The organism is Amycolatopsis sp. NPDC039088, from assembly GCF_055598845.1.
In genome coordinates, this window is the sequence record NZ_JBVKAE010000002.1 from 307,904 (window position 1) to 325,411 (window position 17,508).

Here is a 17,508-nt window from a genome sequence, read left to right on the forward strand (position 1 = left end):
GGCGTGCGAGGGGCCCACGCCGGCGGCCGTCCTGCCAGGGGAGCGTCAGCTCCCCACCTTGCCGAGCCGTTTCGTGCGGCGGTAGCCGGCGATGACCGCGATGGTCCCGAGAACCAGCAGGATCAAGCCGACCGCCAGCCACCAGCCGACATCGGCCCCGGTGGCGGCGAGGGCACCCACTCCGCCGCCGGCGACGCCGACTCCGGCGCCAGGCAACTTGTACATCTCGACCTCACCTCACCCAGGTCAGGCGGTGGTCGCGGAACGACGGCCGCGGACGATGCGGATACCGACCGGAACGGCGACGGCGCCGAGCAGGCCGAGACCGATCCACAGTCCGGCACCCGAAGCGAGCGGCACGGGCAGGCCGGCCGGACCGCAGGTGGCCGAGGAGATGATCACGTCGCCGGAGCCGAGCGGGTTGAGTGCCTGGCCGAGCAGCTTCACGTGGATCGCGTTGACGGTCAGGCTGCCGTCGTTGTTCTTGATCTGTTCGTTCAGGATGATCGTCGCGACGTTCGCGTTGCCGAGACCGACCTTGACCTGGGTGTTCGGCGCCGGCGTGGAGTCGACCGCGCCCGCGCTGCCGAGGTTCGCGCCGACCAGGGTGGTGGCACCCTGCACGCCCTTCTGAGTCGCGTTGCAGGTGGCCTCGACGACCTTGACGCCGACGTCGCCGAGCGCGCCCTTGAGCAGCGGCAAGCCGACGTCGGCGGTGCTGGCCTTGGCCGTCACGGCACCGGAGTTGTCGTCGCGCTTGGCTTCGGTGTTGATCGCGCCCGCGGTGAGCACACCGGTGAGGTTGACCTTCGCGAGGCTGTTGGTGGTCGGGCCGGAGGTCTTCGCTTCGGCGAGCGGCCCGGCCTTCACCGCGTCGAGGCCGAGGAGCTTCACATCGACCTTGACGCCATACGCGGAGCCGTCACCGGGGGCCGCCGACGCGGGCGCCGCACCGGCGAGAGCCACGCTCGCCACCACAGCGGCGAGCAATCCGCCTCGTCGCAAGAGGTGCGTGTTCTTCAACTGGTCCTCCGAATTGATTCGTGGGGGTTTTCTCTCATCTGCGGTCGGCGCATGGGCACGACCGTCGGACGAATCCTCAGCTGGCCCGATTCGGCTAGCGGATCGTCTATCGGCGAGTGTTTCCGAAATTGCACAGAAAAGAGCCGAGGACCACCTGATCGGGTGACGTTGGGGACATTTGCCGCAGGTCACGGATAAGGTCACTCGTTCGGACTAGTCAGTTTCTCCACGATCGTGCCGAAAGGGCCCGTGATCACGTTAAGAATGAGAACCCCGGACGAAAGGACCGGCTCCCGCTGACTTACTCTCGTCGGCGAGGTCCCCGTCCACTTCGCCGCATCCGTCGTCTGCTGCGCCTTTCCGGAGAGGGTCACCGTGGCCGTTGCAAGTGCTCCTTTGCCTGGTTCAAGCCGGTTTCCGCTGCGTATGGCGGTGGTCGCGGTGATCGCCGTCGCGGTCGGCCTGGTGCTGGCCGAACGCCTGTACCGGGTGTTCGAAGTGCAGATGTCGGGGCTGATACTGAGCGTTATCACCACATCGGGTGTCTACGTCGCCAGTGAACGCGAGACTGTCTACTTTGGGTTGTCCGGCGATACTCCACTCGGGTTGAGAATGACGCCGGAATGCTCTTCGGTCTTCATGTTGCTGCCGCTTTTGTTGGTGACGGCCGTCATGTTGTATTTCCGTCCGAAAAATGCGAAGAGGCTGTTCTCTTCGTTGGTCATTTCCGCGATAGTGGTCGTTCTTGTCAATCAGCTGAGGGTTTTGGCGATTGTGGGCCTGGTGAACTGGCTCGGTGTGGACGAAGGTTATTACTGGGGTCATACCCTGCTCGGTTCGATGGTCAGCGTCATCGGTGGCGCGATCGCGCTCGTGCTGTTCGTCTGGCTGAGCACCCGGAAGTCACGGACCGAGCGCGGGGCCGCCTGATGGGCGGCGGCTCGATCAAGATCCTGCTCGCGATCACCCAGGCGTTCGCGCTCACCATGAGCGTCGCGTTCATCGTCTACGTCGTCGTGATCGTCGTGCCGTACCTGCGGCGCAAACCCGCGCCCGTCGGCGACGCCGCCGACTACACCTGGCACTTCTTCGTTCCGTGCCGGGACGAACAGACCGTCATCCGCGAGACGGTGCGGTACCTGCGTTCGACGTTCCGGCACGCGCACGTCTGGGTCGTCGACGACGATTCCGAGGACCGCACGGCCAGGGTGGTGCGCTCGATCTGGCGGCGTAACGGCGGTTTCGACCCGTACCTGCACCTCGTTCCCCGCCGCCGTCCGGAGGCGAGGACGGGCAAGGGCGACGCGCTCAACGCCGCCTACCAGGCACTCAACGACTGGATGGGCCCGGACGCGAGCCGTGACGACGTGGTCGTCGTGGTCGTCGACGCGGACGGCCGTCCGGCGGAGAACTGCCTCGAAGTGTGCGCGGCGGACCACCTGTTCGGCGACGAGACGATCGGCGCGGTGCAGCTCGACGTCTGGATGGGCAACGCCGACAGCCGTCCGCCGGGGAAGAACTGGTTCTCGCGTGCCTTCGGGCTGAAGCTGGCCCAGATGCAGGACCTCGAGTTCCGCACCGCCATCGCGGCGATCCAGACCTCGCGCGGGTTCACCGGCACGATCTCCATGGGCGGCAACGGTCAGTTCACGCGACTGTCCGCATTGGACTCGATCGCCGGTGAGGACGAGCAGCCGTGGCGCGGTTCGCTGCTGGAGGACTTCGAACTCGGCGTGCACCTGCTGACCGCGGGCTGGCGGACCGGTTACACGCCGGACTCCCACGTGAAGCAGGAAGGGCTCTACAGCCTGCGCCGATTCCTGGTGCAGCGCACCCGTTGGGGCCAGGGCACGATGCAGTGTTCGCGGTATCTGCGGCGGATCTGGGATTCACCGCATGTGAGCACGCTGGGCGCGGCGGAGATGATGTACTACCTCGCGCAGCCGTGGATGCAGTTGCTCGGCTCGCTGCTGTACCCGATCCCGTTCATCCTGCTGCTGTTCAGCACCGCGGGGGATCCGGCGCAGGTGTGGACCTGGTTCGCCGACGACGGCGCGTGGATCCTGTTCGCGATCTACGGCTCGTTCGGGCTGCTGCCGTTCATCGTGTGGGGCCCGATCTACCAGTTCAAATGCCTGAAGAGCCGCAATCTCCTGCGCGGACTCGGGATGGGCTTCGCCTACGCGCTGTACATCTACACGTTCTACATCACGTCATGGCGGGCGCTGTTCCGCCTGGTGCGCGGGCGGAACGGCTGGGCGAAGACGCGGCGGAACACCGAGCACGCCCCCGGCGTCAAGGTCGCACTCGACTCCTGACCCGGCCCCGCGCGGATCGCCTTTAGCGGGCTAAACGCGATCCGCGCGGGTTCCGGGAGCAGGTCAGGCGGCGGGCAGGATCCGGACGTCGTCCGCCTTCACGAAGGCGATCCGATGGCCGAACTGGATCTGGACGTACCGGGTCTTGCCCTTGACGACCACGTGGTTCGCCGGGTCGAACGTCGTCGCCGAGTAGTACTCGGAACCGAGGAGGTTGCCGACGGAGTACCGCTGCCCGGCCGAGAACGTGTACGGCAGCGGGACGACCTGCTGCACCGGCACGTTCGCCGGATAGGCCTCGGCCTCGGGGTACGCGCGCCCGAACACCGGCACCGTCGCCAGACCGGGCTTCGGGGTCACGACCAGGCCGAACGCCGGGCTCGTCGTACGCGTGTCGCGGAACCAGCCCTTCTGGCCGAGGTACCAGATCGCCGTCCAGCCGTCACGCCGCTCGGCGACCACGTAACGCTGGCCGGTCTCCGCGCGGCTTCCGATGTCGGAGACGGCCATCGTGCTGACCGAACCGTCCGGGCGCAGGCCGATGTCCTTGAGCAGCGGGGCCGAGTCGTTCGGCTCACTGCGCAGCACGACCGATCCGGATCCCCTTGCCGGACAAGGCTTTCCCGCGGTCTCGCAGCCGGTGAACGCGGGCTGGTTGGTGGCGAAGTCCGGCGTGATGGTCACCAGCGGCGAACCGGGACGGCCGAAGCCGGACAGCGGCGCGCCCATCAGGTCGAAGTAGTGCGCCCAGTCCCAGTACGGGCCCGGATCCCAGTGCATCCCCTTGATGGTCGACGGAATCGTGCCCGGGACGTTGTCGTGGCCGAGGATGTGCGCGCGGTCGAGCGGGATGTCGTACTTCCGCGCGAGGTAGCCGACGAGCTTCGCGGAGGTGCGGTACATCGCCTCCGTGTACCAAGTGCCCTTCGCGGCGAAGCCCTCGTGCTCGATGCCGACGGACTTCGCGTTGACGTACCAGTTGCCCGCGTGCCACGCGACGTCCTTGGTCGGGACGTGCTGCGCGATCTGACCGTCGGCCGAGCGGATCGTGTAGTGCCAGCTCACGTACGTCGGGTCGGTGACAAGGTCCATCGCCGTGTCCCAGTAGCCCTCGGTGTCGTGGATGATGATGTATTCGACCTTCTGGCTCTTCGGCCGATCCGCCTTGTCGTGGTTGCCGTAGTCGTTGTTCGGCAGCTCCTGGTACGGCGCCGGCACCGAAAGGCACGAGAGCTTCTTCGGGCACTCTGCTTTCGAAGTGTCGGCTTTCGACGTGCCGGCCTGCTCGCGCACCGGGCTCATCGGCGTGGCGGCGAGGGTGACGGTCTGACCGTCGTCGGTCTTGCGGCTGACGCCCTTGGAGATGGTGTCGAAGACTTCGTCGGCGAAGGACCGCGCTCCCTCCGCGTCCTTCGCGCCGCTGTAGCGCGCGGCGGCGGCCTTCCAGTCGCCGGTCTCGCGCTGGTACTTCGCCAGCAGAGCGGCGCCACCGCGAATGTTCTGCGTGGTGTCGGTGCGCAGTGTCGCGACGTCCTGGCCGATCAGCGCGGACGCCTCGTCGATGGTCTGCAGGCCGGGCGGGGGAGGTTTCGGCGCCGGTGTCGCCGGGAGTTTCGCCTGGCGGGCGTCGTCGCCGCGCGGATCCTCCTCACCTTCGTCGTGATGCGTGCCGGTGCCCGCTTCGCGCAGGTCGGTCAGGTGCATCGGGCCGTAGCCGGCGGACGTGCTCGGCGTACCGGCGTTGAAGTCCCAGCGTGACTCCAGATAGGAGACGCCGAGCAGGACGCTCTCGGGGACGCCGAATTCCCGCGCGGCGGCGGCGAAGTCCCGCTGACGCTGCTGATCCGCCGGGGCGGCTTCGGCGGGGACGGCGGCGAGGAGTCCGGCGGCGAGGGCGAGGACCGCGAGTCCGGCGGTCCGTCTGGACCGGCGCCGGAGCGGTTCGAGGGCAGCGGGATGGAAGGGACGCGGCATGGGCGTAAACCCCCAGTGACTAGGTCTGCTGTACAGGACCGACCCCAATGGTCGGAACCTAACCAGAAACGGGCCCCTTCCGTAAGGTCCCTCCGACTTGCGTTTCGCCCCCTGATCGCGATCCGGGGAGGCTCACCCCCGACCTGCGTTTAGCGGGCTAAACGCGACTTGACGGCACGCCGCCGGTGAAGGCGGGCAGTCGAGGGCGATGGAGAGCGGGCGCGACACCCCACGGAACAAAAGGGCCGGTCAGACGCTCGCGGGCCGAGTTTTCGGAGAGTGAGCGGACCCTCCTTGCGAAGCTGGCACTCACATGGCTAGAGTGCTAATTGCACGGCCCGAACACGCCCCGGCACCCGCGACGGCGGGGGTGGTAGGAGCCGTAATACATCCTGCCAACGCTTTCGACGACCGTGGAGGTCAACCCGGTGAGCGTGAACATCAAGCCGCTCGAGGACAAGATCGTTGTCCAGACGAGTGAGGCCGAGGAGACGACCGCTTCCGGCCTCGTCATCCCCGACACCGCCAAGGAGAAGCCCCAGGAGGGCAAGGTTCTGGCCGTGGGCCCGGGCCGCATCGACGACAAGGGCAACCGCGTCCCGCTGGACGTGGCTGTCGGCGACGTCGTCATCTACTCCAAGTATGGCGGCACCGAAGTGAAGTACAACGGTGAGGACTACTTGATCCTTTCCGCCCGCGACGTGCTGGCCGTCATCAACTGACGTCCGCTCTCAGCGCATGACGCCCCGGGCCCCGCATTGCCGGGGAACGGGGCGTTCGTGTTTTCAAGCTAAAAACTGGAAGGTAAGCGGAAAAGGCCATGCCCAAGCAGATCAGTTTCGACGAGGACGCTCGTCGCGCGCTCGAGCGCGGGGTGAACAAGCTCGCCGACGCGGTCAAGGTCACCCTCGGCCCGCGCGGTCGCCACGTCGTACTCGACAAGAAGTTCGGTGGCCCCACCATCACCCTCGACGGTGTCACCGTCGCTCGTGAAATCGAGCTCGACGACCCGTTCGAGAACCTCGGCGCCCAGCTCGCCAAGAGCGTCGCCACGAAGACCAACGACGTCGCTGGTGACGGCACCACGACGGCGACCGTGCTCGCCCAGTCGCTGGTGAAGGTCGGCCTGCGCAACGTCGCCGCCGGTGCCAACCCGACGGCCATCGGCCGCGGCATCGAGGCCGCCGCGGAGAAGGTCATCGCGATCCTCAAAGAGAAGGCGACCCCGGTCAAGGGTCGCGACAACATCGCCCAGGTCGGCACCGTCACCTCGCGTGACGCGGCCATCGGCGCCCTGCTCGGCGAGGCCGTCGAGCGGGTCGGCGAGGACGGTGTCATCACGATCGAGGAGTCGTCCACGCTGGCGACCGAGCTCGTGATCACCGAGGGTGTGCAGTTCGACAAGGGTTTCCTGTCGGCGCACTTCGCGACCAACCCGGAGGAGCAGAAGGCGATCCTCGAGGACGCCTACATCCTGCTGGTCCGCGAGAAGATCTCGGCGCTGGCCGATCTGCTCCCGGTGCTGGAGAAGGTCGTCGAGGCCAAGAAGCCGCTGCTGATCATCGCCGAGGACGTCGACGGCGAGGCGCTGTCCACCCTCGTGGTGAACTCGCTGCGCAAGACGATCACCGCCGTCGCGGTCAAGGCGCCGTTCTTCGGTGACCGCCGCAAGGCGTTCCTGGACGACCTCGCGGTCGTCACCGGCGGTGAGGTCATCTCGGCCGAGATCGGGCACAAGCTGTCCGAGACCACGCTGGCCCAGCTGGGCAACGCCCGCCGGATCGTCGTCACCAAGGACGACACCACGCTCGTCGACGGTGGCGGCACCAAGGACGACATCGCGGCGCGTGTCGCGCAGATCCGCAAGGAGATCGAGAACACCGACTCCGACTGGGACCGCGAGAAGCTGCAGGAGCGGCTGGCGAAGCTCGGCGGCGGTGTCGCGGTGATCAAGGTCGGCGCGGCCACCGAGACCGAGCTCAACGAGCGCAAGCACCGCATCGAGGACGCCGTGGCTTCGACCAAGGCGGCCGTCGAAGAGGGCATTCTGCCCGGCGGTGGCTCGGCTCTGGTGCACGCCGTCAAGGAACTCGACGGTGGTCTCGGCCTCGAAGGCGACGAAGCGACCGGTGTGCGCATCGTCCGCGATGCGCTGTCCGCCCCGCTGTTCTGGATCGCGACCAACGCGGGCCACGAGGGCGCGGTCATCGTGAACAAGGTCCAGGAGCAGAGCTGGGGGCACGGTTTCAACGCCGCCACCGGCGAGCTCACCGACCTGCTGGCCGCCGGCATCGTCGACCCGGTCAAGGTGACCCGGTCCGCGGTGGCGAACGCCGCCTCCATCGCCCGGCTCGTGCTCACGACGGAGAGCTCCGTCGTCGAGAAGCCGGCCGAAGAGGAGCCCGCCGCGGGTGGCCACGGCCACGCGCACTAGCTCCACCGTTCGACCCCGAAGCGGGGCGGTACTCCACCCGGAGTGCCGCCCCGCTTTCTTGTGCCCCGACCTGCGTTTCGCCCCCGAACCGCGATCCGGCTGCGGGGAGCCTTGGGCCTGGCAAGAGCGACTTTCGCCCCCTAATCGCGATCCCGGGGCGGGGAGGGCGGGCCTGGAGCTGGAGACGCGGAAGGGCGGCACCCCACCCGGATGCCGCCCTTCCGCGGTGCCGACTCGGCCGGATCAGCCGTTCGACATGCTCAATGTGCGTTTGTCCGCCTTGATGATGTGCTCGCGTTCCGACTCCGACAGCCCGCCCCAGATCCCGTACGGCTCGTGCACGGCGAGCGCGTGGGTCCGGCACATGGCCAGCACCGGGCATGCCAGGCACACGGCTTTGGCCCTCGCCTCACGGCGGGCTCTGGCCGGCCCGCGCTCGCCGTCAGGGTGAAAGAAGGACGCGCTGTCCATGCCTCGGCACGAGCCTTCGAGCTGCCAATCCCATACATCGGCGTTGGGCCCCGGGAGCCTGCGTGTGTCCGCCATCCTGACCGCCTCCGTCATCCGGTCGAAGCGTTTACCTGCTCTGCTGCGCTGCGGATACTCCATTCGGTGCAACGGCGGTAACGTTAGAAGCGCGCCAATACTTGTTCAAGCGATTCAAGACGATTCAGCCGTTAGGCATCCCCCGGATGTGTGAGCGGTACTTTCCGTTCCGGTTGCCCCGGCCCCGGCCTGCCTGGATATTGGGTCGAGTGGGATCTCGGATCAGCAGTGAAGAACCCACCCTGCCGGTGGCCTCGGTCGCTCGCCGGCTCGGGGTCGCACCGTCCACCCTGCGAACCTGGGACCGCAGATACGGCGTCGGCCCGAGCCGCCACACCAACGGCCGCCATCGCCGCTACGGCAGCTCCGACATCGGCCGCCTCGAACTGATGCAGCGCGCGTTGCTTCGCGGCGCCTCGACGGCCGAAGCGGCGAAGTACGCACTCGAGCAAATGCCCCGGACAGCCCAGGAGAACCCGGGAACCCCCGCAGTCCAAGTGGAGGAGCAGGCCACCCCGCCGCCCGCGGAGGATCACGACGTCCCCTCCCGGCTCGCCAGACGTTTGAGCACGGCCGCGCTCGCGATGGACTTCGGCGCGGTCCAGCGGATGCTCGCCGACACGATCCGCGAACTCGGCGTCCTGCCTGCCTGGACCGGGGTCGTCTCGCCGGTCCTGAGCGCGCTCGGCGCGCGCTGGCGCGGGGTCAGTGCCGGCGCCGAGGTCGAGTACCTGCTCGCCGAATGCGTGTACGCCGCCCTCGTCCGCGCGACGCCGGTGCTCCGCGAGCCGCGCAACCAGCGCCCGGTCCTGCTGACCTGTGTCCCGGACGAGCGGGACAACCTCCCGATGTACGCGCTCGCCGCGGGACTCGCGGGCCGCCGGATCGGCGCCCAGCTCTTCGGTGCCTCGCTGCCGGCCGAGGTGCTGGCGGTGACCGTCCGCCGCAGCGTCCCGGCCGCGGTGGTGCTGTGGTCGGGACGGAACGCCACCGCGGACCCCCGCCTGTTCGCCAGGGTGTCCCGCGGGCGTCAGCGCACCAGGATGTTCGCCTGCGGCCCCGGCTGGGATCCCGCGACGCTCCCAGACAAGATCGAACTGCTCGGCGAACTGACGACGGCCGCCGACCGGATCGAGCATGTTCTTGTCGGTGCGAGGCGCTAGAAAGGACGCATGGAAGAGTCCTTGCGGTCCGCCGCGTTCGGGGACGGCGTGCCGCCGCCGTCGCCCTTCGTGGTGCCCGCTTCGCCTCGCGGGCGGCTGCTCGCCGCGATCGGGCTCGGCGCCCGCGGTCGGTACGCCGCGGCGGCCACCGTGCTGAGCGGGTTGCGGACGAGCAAGGACCCGGTGCTCGCGTCGCTGGCCGCGAGCACGCTGGCCTCGCATCGACGGCAGCTGGGCGGGCACGCGGCGGCGCTCGTCCTCGACGGGGAAGCGCTCGCGCTGGTGATCGAGGTGCCCCAAGGCGAACCCGATCCCGACGGCCTGGACGCGGAGGGGGCGCGCGCGGACGCCCTCCTCGGTCTCGCGGCGGACAACCTCGGGCGCGGCAGGCTGGCCGCCGCCCGGCGGCTGGCGGCCCGTGCGGGAGCGCACACCGGCAACTGGCGGAGCCGGACCAGGGCCGGTTGGGTGGGCGCGGAAATCGAACTGGCGAGTAACATTTCCGAGGCGGCCATCGCACCTGCGGAAATGGCGCTGGAAACGGCGCGGACCCATGGCGCCTGCCGACATGTCGTCAAATCACAACTCGTACTCGCCGTGGCGATGGCGAATGGAAGTTCCACTGAGCGGGATCGCGCGAAGTCGCTGGTCGAGGACGCTCTCGACACCGCCGAGAAATACGAATTCAATTCACTTTTGTGGGTCGCTTGCCTGGTCGCGGCGGATCTGGGGGCAGGACACGCCGATGAGTATCGATTCAGAAGTGCCGAACTGTTGCACGCAGTGTTACGGCGCGCAGATGCTTGCGGGAGGTGGCTCGCACGGGAATCTCCGTGGGTCCCGAGCTGAGGGCGTCTAGCCTGTTGGAGGGCCCATTCCGGCAACCGGGCTAAGAACTTTCAAAAAAAGCCACCGGATCGTGTCAAGGTTCGGGCTAAAGCGTCCGATAGGGGAAGTGGAATGTCACCCGGCTGCAGGAAGGAAACCCCGTGACGACGGTCTTGATCTGCGACGACCGACGCAGTGTCCGCGAAGGGCTCACTCGAGTGATGTCCGCGGTCCCAGGGGTCAGTCGCATCGACTGCGTAGCGCACGGTGACGAGCTGCTGGCCCGGTACTCCCGTCAGCCGGTCGACGTCGTGCTGGTCGGTACCCAGCGCGCTGTCCCGACTGGCGTCGAAGCCACCAGGCGGCTCGTCTCGGCGAACCCCCAAGCGAACGTGATCGTGTTCGGCGCCCCGGACGATGCGGGAAGCATCGCCGCCGCGATCGCCGGCGGAGCCCGCGGCTACCTGCGCTGGGACGCCTCGCGTCCCGAGCTGGTCGCCGCGCTGGCGCATACCCTCGCCAGCACTTCGGTACCGGCGCCGCGTCAGCCGTCGGACCCCGGTGTCCAGCTCACCGAGCGCGAGCTTCAGGTGCTCCGTGGGATGAGCCAGGGCAAGAGCAACGGACAGATCGGCCGCGAGCTGTACCTGTCCGAAGACACCGTGAAAACCCATGCGCGCCGCTTGTTCCGCAAGCTCGGCGTGCGAGACCGCGCTCAGGCGGTCGCCCACGGATTCCGCCGTGGACTTGTTTCCTGACAACGCTTTCTTGATTTCGCTGGTTTGATTGCGCAACGGGTGACAACGGGCCGGGGGCAAGCCCCTGGCCCGTACCTGTGTTCCCCGTCACGCTTCGCACTTTTCTGCACACGGCTCAGGCACTCTTGCCCGAGCGCGTCCACCTCCGGGTGGACCGTCGTATCTCATCGCGTTCCGGCTCGTTGAAAGTTCGACCACGAGCGAGGGGGACGCAGGAAGACCCGGGTTTCAGCGCGTTCGCCGGTAGGGCGGCGCGCCGGTGGCGGCCGTCAACGAAGGCGGCGTACCCGGGCGGTACGGTAGCTGTCGCCGGTAGTGGCACCCGAAGTCACACGCCGGACTCTTTGCACGCCTATACGTAACACTGGGACTGTTGTCTGCGATGGCCAATGTGGGGGACGGACTGGATGAGCCGGTCGCCGCTGCTGTTGAGGGTGATCCTCAAGCGGTCGAGCGGTTGCTGGCGGCCATCCGTCCTTTGGTAGTGCGGTACTGCCGCGCTCGAGTTGGCAGGCAGGAGCGTTCGTTCGCTTCCGCAGACGACGTTGCTCAGGAGGTGTGTCTCGCGGTGCTCACGGCATTGCCTTCGTACCGTGATCAGGGCCGCCCGTTCCTGGCCTTCGTCTACGGGATCGCCCAGCACAAGGTGGCCGACGCGCATCGCGCCGCGGCCCGCAACCGCGCCGAGCCGGTCGCCGAAGTCCCCGACGAGATCGAGGGTGGCGTCGGCCCCGAGCAGCGCGCCCTCCAAGGCGAGCTGAACGAGCGCATGTCGCAACTGCTACGCGTCCTTCCCGACAAACAGCGTGAGATCGTGGTCCTGCGTGTCGTAGTGGGCTTGTCCGCCGAAGAGACGGCCGAAGCCGTGGGGTCCACCCCCGGGGCCGTCCGGGTGGCCCAGCATCGCGCCCTCGCGCGCCTACGTAAGGTTCTGGCCGCTGAGGAGGTGATCTGAGTGACCGATCGCGACCATCGGTTCTCCCCTGAGACCGATCGTGAACTGACGGCTTTCGAAAGAGGGCTGACGTCCTCCGAGGCTGAGTTCGCCGCTGATCTATCGGCCGTGCAGGCCGATGACGCGCTGCTCGATGCCCTCGGTGGCTCGGACCCGCAAATGGCCGACGACCTCGGCGATCAGGAACTCAACGCGCTGTTGCTGGCTTGGCGGCGCGACATCGACAGTGAACCGCTCGCGGAACTGGTGGACGTCGACACCGCCGTCACCACCGTGAAGACCGCCGCGCTCGCCCGTAAACACGGGGGAAGACGCCGGCTGCTGGTCCCGGTGGCCGCCGCCGCGGCCGTCTTGGCCATCGCCTTCGCCGGTACCGGTCTCGCCGCGAAGGACGCGCAGCCTGGTGACACTCTCTGGGGCCTGACCAAGGTGCTTTACGCCGACCACGCCCGGTCGGTCGAGGCCGCTGCCGCGGCCAAACTCGATTTGGAGAAGGCCAACCTAGCGCTCGCCGGCGGGCGCCTCGACGACGCGCGCAAGGCGCTCGCCGAGGCACAGGCCGCGCTGAGCCAGGTGACCGATGAAGAAAATCGCGACCAGCTGATCGAGCAGCACCGCCAGCTGAGCGCGCAGTTGCAGAACCCCACCCAGCCGACGCTGCCCTCGGATCAGCAGTCGCCTACGCAGACGCCGGTGGCGACGACCCCGCAGCCCACGCCGCAGCCGACCCCTCCGCCGACATCGCTGCCCGGAGGCGGCAACCCCGGCACGAGTCTGCCGGGCACCACGACCCCCACGCCGACTCCGCCGACTTCGACGACCGAGCCGCCACCGCCCACGACGTCGACGACGCAGCCCGCCTCGGGCAATGACCCGGGTGGCTCGCGCAACGAGCCGTCGCCGGGGACTGGAGCCGGCGCACAGGCGCCCGGCGTGGTCGAGAACCCGTAGCACTTCCAGAACCAGTACTTCCAGAACGCCGAAAGGGCCTGGTGAGATCCCTCTCACCAGGCCCTTTCGCTTTGCGGACTCACGTCGCCTTTAGCGGGCTAAACGCGATCAGTAGGCGCTCTCGTTGGCGGTGACACCGTCCGCGAAACCGCGGCAGTAGTCCCAGCTCACGTAGTCACCCGGGTTCGGGTCGAACGCGGGTTCGTGCGGCCGCATCCGTCCGTCGGCGAGCAGCTGCTCGAGACTGGCGCGGAGCAGATGCCAGTCGTGGTAGTGGGGTTCGTCGCATTCTCCGCAGTCGACCACGATCCCGCGTACTCCGCGCGGTTCGAGAAGCGCCTGGTAGACGGCGAGATCGGAGAGGTCGGCCAGCAGCTCGGTGCGTTCCTCGTCGCTGATCGGCTCGTCCAGCCGGTCGGCGTCGTCGATGAACGCGCGGGCCGGGTCCTCCGGGTCATCCGCGAACGGGTCTGGGGGCAACGCATCATGCGGCACGCCTGCACGCTACCGGGCGCCCACCCGGGCCGGGCGGCCGCCCGGCCCGGATATCATGAGGGGCAGGCCCTCGCCGTGATGCCACCAGCCACGGCGGCCCCCATTAGTCACCGCTAGGAAGGCCGTTCGCCTGCTATGACCAGCGACAGCGTCACCGCCCCCGTCCCGAGCAAGTTCGCCATGCTCGGGCTGACCTTCGACGACGTGCTGCTGCTGCCGGCCGAGTCCGACGTGGTGCCCAGTGCGGTCAGCACCCGCACCCGGCTCTCCCGCAACGTCACCCTGAACATCCCGCTGGTCTCCGCCGCCATGGACACGGTCACCGAAGGCCGGATGGCGATCGCGATGGCGCGCCAGGGCGGGATGGGCGTGCTGCAGCGCAACCTGCCGATCGACGACCAGGCGTCCGCCGTGGAGGTCGTGAAGCGCTCTGAAGCCGGGATGGTGACCGACCCGGTCACTTGTTCGCCGGAGGACACCCTCGCCGAGGTCGACGCGCTGTGCGCGCGGTTCCGGATCTCCGGTGTACCGGTGACGGACGCCGCCGGGACGCTGGTGGGCATCATCACCAACCGCGACATGCGGTTCGAGGTCGACCACACCCGTGCGGTGCACGAGGTGATGACGAAGCTGCCGCTGGTCACCGCGCAGGTCGGGGTCACCGCCGAGGCCGCACTGGGGCTGCTGCGCCGTCACAAGATCGAGAAGCTGCCGATCGTCGACGGTGCGGGCAAGCTGCGCGGGCTGATCACGGTCAAGGACTTCGTCAAGACCGAGCAGTACCCCAACGCCACCAAGGACACCAACGGCCGACTGATCGTCGGTGCCGCCGTCGGAGTCGGGCCGGACGGGCACAAGCGCGCGATGGCGCTGGCCGACGCGGGGGTCGACGTCCTGATGGTCGACACCGCGCACGGGCACTCCCGCGCCGTCGTCGAGACGGTCGCGCTGCTGAAGAAGGAGCTGGGTGACACCGTCGACATCGTCGGCGGCAACGTCGCGACCAGGGCCGGCGCGCAGGCGCTGGTGGAGGCGGGCGCGGACGGGATCAAGGTCGGCGTCGGACCGGGCTCCATCTGCACCACCCGCATCGTCGCCGGGGTCGGCGTGCCGCAGATCTCCGCGATCTACGAGGCCGACCAGGCGGCACGCCCGGCGGGTATTCCGGTGATCGGCGACGGCGGCATCCAGTACTCGGGTGACATCGCGAAGGCACTGGCGGCGGGCGCCTCCACCGTGATGCTCGGCAGCCTGCTCGCGGGCACCGCCGAATCGCCCGGCGACCTGATCCTGGTCAACGGCAAGCAGTTCAAGACCTACCGCGGGATGGGCTCGCTGGGCGCCATGCAGTCGCGCGGCCAGGCGAAGTCGTACTCGAAGGACCGCTACGCGCAGGACGACGTGCTGAGCGAGGACAAGCTGGTCCCCGAGGGCATCGAAGGGCGCATCCCGTTCCGTGGGCCGCTCGCGAACGTCGTCCACCAGCTGGTGGGCGGGCTGCGGTCGGGGATGGGCTACGCGGGCGCGTCGACGATCCCCGAGCTGCAGGAGGCGCAGCTGGTGCGGATCACCGCGGCCGGGCTCAAGGAGAGCCACCCGCACGACGTCACGATGACCGTCGAGGCACCGAACTACACCACCCGGTAGTCCGCCCTTTCGGACACTTACGCAGCCGGTTCCCTTCTCGGGAGACTTGATCCGCCGATCAAGTCTCCTGGGAGGAACCGGATGTCTTCTTCGCTGACCCTTTCGCGGCGCACCGTGGTGGCCGTCTTCGCCGCCACGGTCCTCGGGCTCGGCGGCGGGGTGGCGGCTTCGGCCGCACCTGTTTCGAGCGCTGCCGACACCCAGGCTGCGCCTGGCGAGCCGTGGAAGCGCACCGAGTTGTACTTCGGCGCGTCGAAGCCCGGCGGTGGCGAGGTGAGTGACGCGGAGTTCACGGCGTTTTCCGACAAGGCCATCACCCCGGCCTTCCCGGACGGATTCACCGAGCTGACCGGCCGCGGTCAGTGGCGCGGCTCGGACGGGGTGATCACGCGGGAGAAGTCGAGGGTGATCGTCGTCGTGTACCCGTTCAGCGACCGCGACGCGAACCGCGAGATCGAGGAGATCCGGACCGCCTACAAAAAGGCCTTCTCGCAGGAATCCGTCCTCCGGGCGGACTCCGTGGAGAAGGTCTCCTTCTGACCCTCCAGTCCCAGCCGCCCCACCGGAGCGACTTTCGCGGGCTAAACGTGAAACGGGTGGGGCAGGCGGGGCTGGTGTGACTTCGCGCCCGGTTCGGGAGCCCCGTGCGCAGGTCACCCACGCGGCCTAGCGACAATGGGGTGTAACGGTCGTCGGTGAGAAGGGACTTGACGTGCGGGATCTGGTCGAGATCGGCATGGGCCGCACCGCGCGGCGGGCGTATGACCTCGATGACGTGGAGATCGTGCCGTCGCGGCGCACCCGGTCGTCGTCGGTCGTGTCCACCGCCTGGCAGATCGACGCGTACCGCTTCGAGCTGCCGCTGGTCACCCACCCCACCGACGCGATCGTGTCGCCGGGTACCGCGGTGGCCGTCGGCGAGCTCGGCGGGCTGGGCGTCCTCAATGCCGAAGGGCTCTGGGCGCGGCACCCGAACGTCGAGGACGCGATCTTCCGCCTCGTCCGGGCGGCCGAGGACACCGATGACCCGACCGCGATCGTGCGTGAGCTGCAGGAACTGCACTCCGCCCCGATCCGGCTGGACCTGCTGACCGAGGCGATCAAGACCGTCCGCGAATCCGGTGTCACCGTAGCCGCGCGCGTCAGCCCGCAGCACGCCGCCGAACTCACGCCGGATCTGCTGGCGGCGGGCGTCGAGATCCTGGTCGTGCAGGGCACGATCATCTCCGCCGAGCACGTCCAGCGTGACGCCGAGCCGCTGGACCTGAAGGACTTCATCGGGCGGCTCGACGTCCCGGTGATCGCGGGCGGCGTGAGCGACTACCGGACCGCGATGCACCTGATGCGCACCGGCGCGGCGGGCGTCATCGTCGGTCACGGGGCCACTCGCGGCGTGACGAGCACCGACAGCGTGCTCGGGATCGGGACGCCGATGGCGACCGCGATCGTCGACGCCGCGGCCGCGCGCCGCGACTACCTCGACGAGACCGGCGGCCGGTACGTGCACGTGCTCGCCGACGGCGGGATGAGCGTGTCCGGCGACATCGCCAAGGCCATCGCCTGCGGTGCCGACGCGGTCATGCTCGGTGCGCCGCTGGCCGCCGCCTCCGAGGCACCGGGGCAGGGGCTCTACTGGACGGCGGCCGCCGCGCACCCGTCGCTGCCGCGTTCACGCGTGGCGCTGGGGCCGGACTACGCCGTCGACCTCAAGACGCTCCTCTTCGGGCCGTCCTCGGACGCTGAAGGCGTCGTGAACCTCTTCGGTGCCCTTCGCCGCGCGATGGCGAAGACGGGCTACTCGGACCTGAAGGAGTTCCAGCGAGTCGGCCTCACTGTCCGCCGCTGACGCTCGCTCCCGGCCCGGATCGCGTTTAGCCCGCTAAACGCGATCCGGGCCGCTTTGCGTCCACGTGCCCCAGGAGTCACAGCAGCCCCACGCGTCCCTCCTGTGTCGCGATTAGCCCGCTAAAGTCGCTCAGCGGCGGGGGCGGTAGTGGGCGGAGCCGAGCGCGCCGGCGATCTTTCGCTGCAGGTCGCGCAGGATCGGGAGGGTCTCCTCGTCCGAGAAGCCCGTGGTGATCGACCAGTCCATCCCGGAGCCGAAGACGTCGCTGGCGAACACGATCTCGGTGGCGATCAGGGTCTTGCGCCATTCCGAGGCGCGTAGCGGTGCGTCGTTGGCCAGCGCCTCGCGCAACCTTCGCGCCTGTTCGAAGAGGTCCGGTACGTCCTTGAAGCCCATCGCGACGGCGAGGGCGTCGGTGCAGGCGGCCGGCCCACCCCATTCCGCCAGGCCACAGCGCAGTACCGTGCGCTCGTCACGCGTCAAGTCGATCGTCACCGGGGTATCCGTATCCACCGTTCGATGATGCCCCCAACCGCGTTCCCGCAACCGGGTGGAAGGTGACTGGCCGGT

General features: G+C 68.6%; 18 protein-coding genes. 12 read left to right on the forward strand and 6 right to left on the reverse strand.

Going from position 1 to position 17,508, the window contains the following annotated elements:
• Positions 1-45 precede the first annotated feature (45 nt).
• On the reverse strand, positions 46-225 hold the full coding sequence (locus ACZ7KI_RS03835; RefSeq protein ID WP_470271679.1) for an LPXTG cell wall anchor domain-containing protein: 180 nt from the start codon (positions 223-225) through the stop codon (positions 46-48).
• Between the two features lie 21 nt (positions 226-246).
• Entirely contained in the window at positions 247-1,023 is a 777-nt protein-coding gene (locus tag ACZ7KI_RS03840) for a choice-of-anchor P family protein (RefSeq protein WP_470271680.1), read from the reverse strand.
• Positions 1,024-1,449: 426 nt separating this feature from the next.
• Between ACZ7KI_RS03840 and xrtP the strand changes: the two genes are divergently transcribed.
• Positions 1,450-1,953, forward strand: a complete 504-nt coding sequence (gene xrtP / locus ACZ7KI_RS03845; protein ID WP_470271844.1) for an exosortase P — start codon at positions 1,450-1,452, stop codon at positions 1,951-1,953.
• A complete protein-coding gene (locus tag ACZ7KI_RS03850) occupies positions 1,953-3,341 on the forward strand; it encodes a glycosyltransferase (RefSeq protein WP_470271681.1) in 1,389 nt (462 codons plus the stop codon). Before xrtP ends, ACZ7KI_RS03850 begins: the two co-directional genes overlap by 1 nt.
• A 63-nt stretch (positions 3,342-3,404) precedes the next feature.
• Here ACZ7KI_RS03850 and ACZ7KI_RS03855 read toward each other — a convergent pair whose 3' ends face one another.
• Positions 3,405-5,315 (reverse strand): N-acetylmuramoyl-L-alanine amidase, encoded by a 1,911-nt coding sequence (locus ACZ7KI_RS03855; RefSeq protein ID WP_470271682.1) that lies wholly within the window; start codon positions 5,313-5,315, stop codon positions 3,405-3,407.
• Between the two features lie 428 nt (positions 5,316-5,743).
• On the opposite strand from ACZ7KI_RS03855, the gene groES reads away from it, so the two are divergent.
• The gene (gene groES / locus ACZ7KI_RS03860; RefSeq protein WP_009072407.1) at positions 5,744-6,037 is read left to right on the forward strand and encodes a co-chaperone GroES; all 294 of its coding nucleotides are present in this window, start codon (positions 5,744-5,746) and stop codon (positions 6,035-6,037) included.
• A gap of 98 nt (positions 6,038-6,135) precedes the next feature.
• On the forward strand, positions 6,136-7,749 hold the full coding sequence (groL, locus tag ACZ7KI_RS03865) for a chaperonin GroEL (RefSeq protein ID WP_470271683.1): 1,614 nt from the start codon (positions 6,136-6,138) through the stop codon (positions 7,747-7,749).
• A gap of 243 nt (positions 7,750-7,992) precedes the next feature.
• Here the strand turns inward: groL and ACZ7KI_RS03870 are convergent, their stop codons facing one another.
• Entirely contained in the window at positions 7,993-8,295 is a 303-nt protein-coding gene (locus tag ACZ7KI_RS03870) for a WhiB family transcriptional regulator (RefSeq protein WP_037315007.1), read from the reverse strand.
• 248 nt (positions 8,296-8,543) lie between these two features.
• On the opposite strand from ACZ7KI_RS03870, the gene ACZ7KI_RS03875 reads away from it, so the two are divergent.
• The 5 genes from ACZ7KI_RS03875 (at position 8,544) to ACZ7KI_RS03895 (ending at position 12,950) form a co-directional block, all read left to right on the forward strand.
• Complete coding sequence (locus ACZ7KI_RS03875) at positions 8,544-9,458, forward strand: MerR family transcriptional regulator (protein WP_470271845.1); 915 nt, start codon at positions 8,544-8,546, stop codon at positions 9,456-9,458.
• A 9-nt stretch (positions 9,459-9,467) separates the two neighbouring features.
• The gene (locus ACZ7KI_RS03880; RefSeq protein ID WP_470271684.1) at positions 9,468-10,307 is read left to right on the forward strand and encodes a hypothetical protein; all 840 of its coding nucleotides are present in this window, start codon (positions 9,468-9,470) and stop codon (positions 10,305-10,307) included.
• 140 nt (positions 10,308-10,447) lie between these two features.
• A complete protein-coding gene (locus ACZ7KI_RS03885) occupies positions 10,448-11,044 on the forward strand; it encodes a response regulator transcription factor (protein WP_003073605.1) in 597 nt (198 codons plus the stop codon).
• A gap of 382 nt (positions 11,045-11,426) precedes the next feature.
• On the forward strand, positions 11,427-11,999 hold the full coding sequence (locus ACZ7KI_RS03890) for a sigma-70 family RNA polymerase sigma factor (protein ID WP_037314832.1): 573 nt from the start codon (positions 11,427-11,429) through the stop codon (positions 11,997-11,999).
• A complete protein-coding gene (locus ACZ7KI_RS03895) occupies positions 12,000-12,950 on the forward strand; it encodes an anti-sigma-D factor RsdA (protein ID WP_470271685.1) in 951 nt (316 codons plus the stop codon).
• Positions 12,951-13,058: 108 nt separating this feature from the next.
• Here ACZ7KI_RS03895 and ACZ7KI_RS03900 read toward each other — a convergent pair whose 3' ends face one another.
• Positions 13,059-13,445, reverse strand: coding sequence for a DUF5319 domain-containing protein (locus tag ACZ7KI_RS03900; RefSeq protein ID WP_037314839.1), 387 nt, complete (start codon positions 13,443-13,445; stop codon positions 13,059-13,061).
• A gap of 135 nt (positions 13,446-13,580) precedes the next feature.
• On the opposite strand from ACZ7KI_RS03900, the gene guaB reads away from it, so the two are divergent.
• The 3 genes from guaB (at position 13,581) to ACZ7KI_RS03915 (ending at position 16,938) form a co-directional block, all read left to right on the forward strand.
• Positions 13,581-15,092 carry an IMP dehydrogenase gene (gene guaB / locus ACZ7KI_RS03905; protein WP_465495826.1) on the forward strand — a complete coding sequence of 504 codons (1,512 nt, stop codon included), beginning with the start codon at positions 13,581-13,583 and terminating at the stop codon, positions 15,090-15,092.
• A gap of 81 nt (positions 15,093-15,173) precedes the next feature.
• Positions 15,174-15,632, forward strand: coding sequence for a DUF3574 domain-containing protein (locus tag ACZ7KI_RS03910; protein WP_470271686.1), 459 nt, complete (start codon positions 15,174-15,176; stop codon positions 15,630-15,632).
• Positions 15,633-15,804: 172 nt separating this feature from the next.
• Entirely contained in the window at positions 15,805-16,938 is a 1,134-nt protein-coding gene (locus tag ACZ7KI_RS03915; RefSeq protein ID WP_061983389.1) for a GuaB3 family IMP dehydrogenase-related protein, read from the forward strand.
• A 129-nt stretch (positions 16,939-17,067) separates the two neighbouring features.
• Here the strand turns inward: ACZ7KI_RS03915 and ACZ7KI_RS03920 are convergent, their stop codons facing one another.
• Complete coding sequence (locus ACZ7KI_RS03920; protein ID WP_470271687.1) at positions 17,068-17,433, reverse strand: hypothetical protein; 366 nt, start codon at positions 17,431-17,433, stop codon at positions 17,068-17,070.
• Positions 17,434-17,508 lie beyond the last annotated feature (75 nt).

Excerpts from the sequence above, each read along its gene's own strand:
- guaB (WP_465495826.1), top strand. The coding sequence starts at position 13,581 with ATGACCAGCGACAGCGTCACCGCCCCCGTCCCGAGCAAGTTCGCCATG.
- ACZ7KI_RS03880 (WP_470271684.1), top strand. The coding sequence starts at position 9,468 with ATGGAAGAGTCCTTGCGGTCCGCCGCGTTCGGGGACGGCGTGCCGCCG.
- xrtP (WP_470271844.1), top strand. The coding sequence starts at position 1,450 with ATGGCGGTGGTCGCGGTGATCGCCGTCGCGGTCGGCCTGGTGCTGGCC.
- ACZ7KI_RS03855 (WP_470271682.1), bottom strand. The coding sequence starts at position 5,315 with ATGCCGCGTCCCTTCCATCCCGCTGCCCTCGAACCGCTCCGGCGCCGG.
- ACZ7KI_RS03850 (WP_470271681.1), top strand. The coding sequence starts at position 1,953 with ATGGGCGGCGGCTCGATCAAGATCCTGCTCGCGATCACCCAGGCGTTC.
- ACZ7KI_RS03890 (WP_037314832.1), top strand. The coding sequence starts at position 11,427 with ATGGCCAATGTGGGGGACGGACTGGATGAGCCGGTCGCCGCTGCTGTT.
- groL (WP_470271683.1), top strand. The coding sequence starts at position 6,136 with ATGCCCAAGCAGATCAGTTTCGACGAGGACGCTCGTCGCGCGCTCGAG.
- ACZ7KI_RS03870 (WP_037315007.1), bottom strand. The coding sequence starts at position 8,295 with ATGGCGGACACACGCAGGCTCCCGGGGCCCAACGCCGATGTATGGGAT.
- ACZ7KI_RS03910 (WP_470271686.1), top strand. The coding sequence starts at position 15,174 with ATGTCTTCTTCGCTGACCCTTTCGCGGCGCACCGTGGTGGCCGTCTTC.
- ACZ7KI_RS03835 (WP_470271679.1), bottom strand. The coding sequence starts at position 225 with ATGTACAAGTTGCCTGGCGCCGGAGTCGGCGTCGCCGGCGGCGGAGTG.